At 69.8% G+C, this 5,996-nt stretch carries 4 protein-coding genes; all 4 read right to left on the bottom strand.

What is annotated here, in order from left to right:
* Window positions 1-748 precede the first annotated feature (748 nt).
* Window positions 749-1,768, bottom strand: coding sequence for a glycoside hydrolase family 97 N-terminal domain-containing protein (locus Q8Q85_12905; protein MDP3775154.1), 1,020 nt, complete (start codon window positions 1,766-1,768; stop codon window positions 749-751).
* Window positions 1,769-1,799: 31 nt separating this feature from the next.
* Window positions 1,800-2,297 carry a hypothetical protein gene (locus tag Q8Q85_12900; GenBank protein MDP3775153.1) on the bottom strand — a complete coding sequence of 166 codons (498 nt, stop codon included), beginning with the start codon at window positions 2,295-2,297 and terminating at the stop codon, window positions 1,800-1,802.
* 27 nt (window positions 2,298-2,324) lie between these two features.
* Window positions 2,325-4,103, bottom strand: coding sequence for an alpha,alpha-trehalase TreF (treF, locus tag Q8Q85_12895; protein ID MDP3775152.1), 1,779 nt, complete (start codon window positions 4,101-4,103; stop codon window positions 2,325-2,327).
* A 56-nt stretch (window positions 4,104-4,159) separates the two neighbouring features.
* A partial coding sequence (locus tag Q8Q85_12890) for an FG-GAP-like repeat-containing protein (protein MDP3775151.1) occupies window positions 4,160-5,996 on the bottom strand: 1,837 nt, incomplete at its 5' end.

Genomic DNA, 5,996 nt, shown 5'->3' with positions numbered 1-5,996 from the left:
AAGGCCGTTATGCCGTCGATGAGCTTGGCGGGACGCGGGATGCTGCCGATGGGTTCTGTGGCAAGAGGCATGGTGGCAAGCTACGTCGCTGTCGCTCGGGCGGTCAAGGTTCTCGAGCGGCGCTGCGCCCTGGGCTCCCTTCGTGCGCGGCTCCGGCCGACCCCACCGTAGTCGCGGTGGCCTCTCGTCCGGTTTAGCAGGACAGAGAGCGTGTCGCCCGTACCCGGATCTCTGGACCCGTCGAGCAGGTGACGTCGGCTGCCGGACGAGGGTCCCGCTGATCAATCCACGCCGCCGGGACGTCCGCCTTCAGCCCATGAGGGCGCGGGAGCGCCACGGAACGAAGGGTGCGGGTTGGAGATAACGAGCGATCGCTGCAGCCGCCGATCCAACGATGCGCGGTCACTCCGGTTGTAACTACCTCGGACGGCGAATGCAGCACGGAACGTGTCCGCATAACGAATGGCGCTTCACAGAAACCTGCGAGCCGGCGTCCTGGCCGCGCTGGTGCGCGGTCCCTGAATAACCTACCGCAAAGGCGCCGGCGCGGCCAGCCGGCTCGACAGGTTCAAGCGGAGCCCGTGTGAAAACTCGCACCGGTGATGGCCTCTGAGAAATTCCGACGCTCACATTTCGCTCCGGAGCCACGATCTCGACCCAGTCAGAGGTCGGAAGACCCCCTCTTTATGCACATCCGAGAGTTTTCACACAGGCTCAGCGCTAGTTAGGCAGCGCTGAGGACGAGTCGTCACTGCTGGCGAGTGCCGACGACCACTCGATACTGGTCAGGGCCAACCTCCGCGAGATCGTAGTCGGGGTAGGACTGCGTGAACGAGAAGGCACTCCGGTTCGCGATCCAGTCGCCGTCCCACCCGGTGTTCCACCCCTCGACCAGCACGCCGCCGAAGCCGTTCGCCGCGGCGAAATCGATGTACCGTTTCGCGTTGACCGTCGTCGCCCCGTGCCTCGGCCCCGAGCTCCAGGTCATCGTGCCGATGTGCATGCCCCACCAGATGCCCACGTACTTCATCGGATGGATCCAGTCCGTGCTGGCCAGAACGTTAGGCGGATTGAGGTTCAGGCCGAGCACCGAGGGCGCGAGGTCCGTGGCGCGATCGGCCAGCTGGACCGTGCGCCACGGCGTCACGAACGGGGTGCGGCCGCGCACCTTCACACCGTCCGCCCAGGGCGCCAGGGCCACGCGCAGGGTGCGGCCCTCCATGCGCGGCCCCCGCAGGAACATCCTAGCGTAGTCCACGAGGTTCGCCTCGTGGATGACCATGAACGTGCGGCCGTCCCGCGTCTCCATCGTGAGCGGCGTCTGCACGCTGTCCAGCGTGCTGACGGGTCCGGACGAGTACAGCTCCTCGGAGCGGTCCTTCCGCGGCCAGTTGGACGGGATCCACCAGGCGCGCGCGTTGTCCGCCAATGAGAACTCGGTGAGCTCATCGGTGATCTCGAACGCGCCGAGGCCGGGCTGCTCGGGGAACTCGTACCGGAAGCCCACGCCGTCGTCGAAGGCGCGCACCCGCACGGTGAACCGCCGGTTCGGGGCCGCCGTCTCCTCCACCGAGACGGCCAGCTCGTTGTGGTGGTCGCGCACGCGCGCCACCTCGCCCCACGGCTGGGTCCACCATTCGTCGTGCGACTGCCGGGTGGTGTCGGTGATGCGCAGCCCGTCGCGGAGCGCCGCCGCCCCCCGGAACTCGAAGCCGAGCAGCGAGGGGAGGATCAGGCCGCGGCCGTCGCGCGCCAGACTCCAGGTCAGGCGGCCTACGCGGGGTTCGACCGTGACCTGGTTACGACCATCGGGGGAGGCGACGCGGACCTGGCCCCGGAGCGGGGCGGTGGGCTTCCTCCAGCTCGGAGACGATCGAGAAGACCTGCTGCGACCAGCCCAGGATGACGGTGTGCCCGGCCTCGATCACGCGCGAGCGGCCCTTGCGCAGCTCGTCCAGCTCGTTCGCCAGGCCGTTGTTCAGCACGCCGATCAGGGCGCTGATGATGAAGATGCCGCCCAGGGTCACGCACAGCATGACCATCCGGAACGACCAGCCGGTGTCGCCGCCCATGGTGCCGGGGTCGAGCGTGCGCATCAGACTCGCCCAGCCCGCTTCGCCTAGCCCGATGCGGCCGGTGCCCTCCTGGCTCACGCCGGTCAGCGTGACCACCGCCGCCATCACCACGATGATGGCCAGCGAGATCACGGCTAGGCCGGCGATCAGCGCGACGGTGCCGCGCGACATGAAGTTGTCGAACCGATAGCGGAGGCGATCCGCGAGCGAGGGGGTGTCCATCGCAGTCTCCTTGCCGTCGATGGAGAGCTATTTCTTCGAAGTCTGCGAAGTCGGGCGGTCACCGCCTCCAAGGCGGCGTGCGCAAGCCGCTGACCGAGCCTCGTCCTCGGGGGGCGGTGGGGCGCTCCCGGCCTGCTGCTCCGCGGCGAGAGCCAGCGCCACGCCGTTTGACCACCCGAAGCCGTCCTGCGTCGGGTACTCCCCGCCGCCGGCGCGCCGATCCGGGTCGGCGACGTCGTACTTCTCCGTCATCTTGCCCGTCGCGCGATAGGTGCGCCGGTTCAAGGCGAGCCAGCGGTCGCGCGCCGTATCGGCCAGGTCGGCGCGGCCGTAGCGGCGCACACCCTGGATCGCGAGCCACTCGAGGGGAGGCCACCCGTTGGGGGCGTCCCACTGCTGACCTGAGGTGACCGTGGTCGTCACGAACCCGCCGGGCTTCAGGAAGTCCCGCTCCAGCCGCGCGGCTGTCGCACGGCCCTGCTCCGGGGTGGCGATCCCGAAGTAGAGCGGGGCGGCGGCCGCCAGGGTGGGGCGGTCCGTCACGCGCTCGCCGCTGCGCCAGCGGACGTCGTAGAAGAATCCGCCGGCGGAATCATAGGCGGCCGCGAGCAGCGCCCGGCGACGGTCCTCGGCCGCCCGCAAGAACCGCTCGGCGACCGCGGCGTCGCCCCGCCGCCCGCGGAAGGCTCGCAGCGCGGCGATGGTCCGCTCGGCGTGATAGAGGAGACTGTTGAGATCCACCGGCGCCAGCTCGGTCGTTTCCAGCGTCCGCATATCGCCCGGGTCACGCATCCAGCGGCTCGAAAAGTCCCAACCGCTTTCGGCCGTGGCCCGGACGTTCCGATACCACGCCTCACGTTGCGCCTCGGGGAGCGCCTGACCGAGTCGGTAGTCTTCGCGATAGGACTCCGGCCTGGGCTCGGGCCGGTGGTCCCAGTACCGGTTCAGCACCGAGCCCTCGCCGCCCTGGAGCCGCACGACGCGGCGGTACGCCTGGCCGGGCGCCAGACGCTCCGCCCCATCCATCCAGAAGGCGTGCTCCGCCTCCAGCGCGTCCAGGTAGCGAAGCGCCTGCGTGGTATCCGTCGCCGCCGCGTAAAGCCCGACCATGGCGGCCAAGAACGGGGGTTGGCTGCGGCTGACATAGTACGTCCGGTTGCCGTTCGGGATGTGCCCGACCGTCGCGATCAGGTACGCGAAGTTGTCGAGCATGCTGCGCACGAGGTCGGTCCGGCCGCTCTCGATGAGCCCGAGCATCGTGAAGTACGAATCCCAGTAGTACACCTCGCGGAAGCGGCCGCCCGGGATGACGTAGGGGTGCGGGAGCGGAATCAACGACGAGCGTGCGTCCGGTGTGTCGGGCGCGCGGGTGAGAATGGGCCACAGCGCGCGGATGTGTTCCTCCATGGTCCGGGAGGCGTCGGTGCGGAAGCCTGCACCGACCGGCTGGGGCAGGTCGAAAAACCGCTCCACGAAGGCCTGCAGGCTGAATCCCGCGACGCTTCGCGCGGAGGCGTAGCGATCGGCGATTTCGGCCGGCGCGAGGAGCGGCCGGGCATCAACGAACGTCTTGGAGTCCGCGAAAATCCCCGAGAGCTGAACGTCCTGGAACAGCTGGCCGAGGTCGCGCGCGGGGTCGTAGCGTGCGGTGGAGACGGGCGCAGGCTGCTGGAGGGCGCCGGTCGGGGCGGATATGCCAGTCCGGCATCCCGCCGCCAGAGCGAGCGCTGTGACGAGCCCGAGGAGGGGCGTCGGGCGACGGCGAGCGAGGCAACACACGGTAGGCGTGGCGCAATCGTACGGCATGGAGCGTCGTTCCGCCACCCGGGCCGCGGGCTCTCTTCGCTGCGGCCGATGGAGAGCTATCTGTTCGAGCTGTTGCGGGACGCCCGGTAGCGGAGCGGGCGCAGGATCTGGAGCGCGTCGTCGTTCCGCGCCACGACGACCAGCCGGTCGCCGCCCGCAGACCGCAGCGCCTTGAGGTCGCGGACCTGGCCTTCGATCACGAGGCCGCTCGCCTCCAGGTCGACCGACTCGAAGCGGCCCGCCCCGGTGCCCCGCAGCACCAGGCCGTAGCTGGCGTCGTAGCGGCCGCGCACCGGCGTGACCCCGTAGAAGTTCCCCGCCACGAGCAGATCCGTCCACCCGTCGCCGTCGAAGTCGTCCGCGAGCGCGGCGTAGATCGGCGCGAACTGGGCCTCGGTGGGCAGCGGCCGGAGGTCGAAGGTGCCGTCGCCGTGGTTCAGCGCCACGGAGCTGGCGAACACCCGGGCTTCCCGGACGACGGCCCGCCGCAGCTCCGACGCCGGAAAGATGTCCTCGATGCGGCGCGCGCCGAAGGCGGCGTAGGAGGGGTACCGGCTGCGCAGGTGCGGCATCTGCCGCACCAACTCGTCCCGGCCGGCGAGCGGGTAGCTCGTGCCGTTCCGGTAGACCGTCAGGATCTGCTCCAGCGCGCCGTTCCGGTCGAAGTCACGCACGTACAGCCGGGCGGGCTCCTCGCGCGAGGCCCGGATGTAGGAATTGAGCCCCAGGTTGCCCAGGACGAGATCCGGCCGGCCGTCCGCGTTCAGGTCGGCCGCGGTCACGGTGTTCCACCAGCCGGTCGTTCCCGATAGGCCGGCCTCGGCGGTCCGGTCCACGAACCGGCCGTGCTCCTGCCGAAACACCCGGACCGGCATCCATTCGCCGACCACGATCAGGTCGAGCTGCCGGTCGCCGTCGTAATCCACCCAGGCGGCCGACGAGACCATCCCGGCCTCGGCGAGCGCGGGAGCCTTCGCCAGGGTCACGTCGCTGAAGCGTCCGGTGCCGTCGTTCTGAAGCAAGTGGCTGCGGGGGATGAGCCCGTAGTTGCGGGCGACGACACGGCTGCCGACGAACAGATCCTGATAGCCGTCGCCGTTGAAGTCGCCCGGCACGACGCAGGAGCCGTTCTCGAAGAAGGCGGGGAGGGCGCGGGCGGCCCGGCGCAGCCCGCCGCGGCCGTCGTTGATGTACAGCCGGTCGCGCAACGCCTCGTCGTCTCCCCAGAACTCGTTCCCCCCGCTCACGACGTAGAGGTCCTGATGCCCGTCGCCGTTGGCATCGAAAAACGCCGCGTCGACGTCTTCCGCGAGACTGTCGGCCCGGAATACCTGCTCGTTGGTGGAGCGGAACGTCCCATGACGCTGCTGGACGAGGAGGCGTCCCGCCTGCCATTTGGCGCCGCCGACGTAGATGTCGTCCAGCCCATCGCCGTTCACGTCACCGACGGCGAGGGCAGGTCCTTCGGTGGATAACCGGTGCGGGATGAACGGCTCGCGATTGTAGTCGTAGAACGTGTTTTCCTGGTGCCTGAAGTCGATCGCGAGCTGAGCCGTCACGTCGGCGAACAGCGCCGGGAGGGCGGCCTCCTGGGGAACGCGGAGGCCACGAGCCCCGCAGGGGCCACGGGGCCCGCCGGGGCCGCGCGGGCCGCAGGGGCTGAGGGAACCGAGGGGGCCGGGGGGGCCGGCGACGGCGTCGTTCTGCATCAGGGTGATCTCGCCGTCCACGGCCACGTCGGTCCTGACCTCTGAGCGCCGGTCCGGCCAGATGACGATCAGCGAGTCAACCCGACGGGAGGTGCCCAGTCCGAAGTGCAGGCGAGGATCCACGGACGACTGGAAGCCGCGGGTCGGCATCTGCTCTAGCATTTGGAGCATCCCGCCATGCCGG

Source organism: Gemmatimonadales bacterium, from assembly GCA_030697825.1.
Lineage (GTDB): Bacteria > Gemmatimonadota > Gemmatimonadetes > Gemmatimonadales > JACORV01 > JACORV01.
This window is presented reverse-complemented; position numbering and strand designations above follow the sequence as displayed.

Coding starts and splice junctions, on each gene's coding strand:
- Q8Q85_12900 (MDP3775153.1), bottom strand. CDS start 2,297: ATGGACACCCCCTCGCTCGCGGATCGCCTCCGCTATCGGTTCGACAAC.
- treF (MDP3775152.1), bottom strand. CDS start 4,103: ATGCCGTACGATTGCGCCACGCCTACCGTGTGTTGCCTCGCTCGCCGT.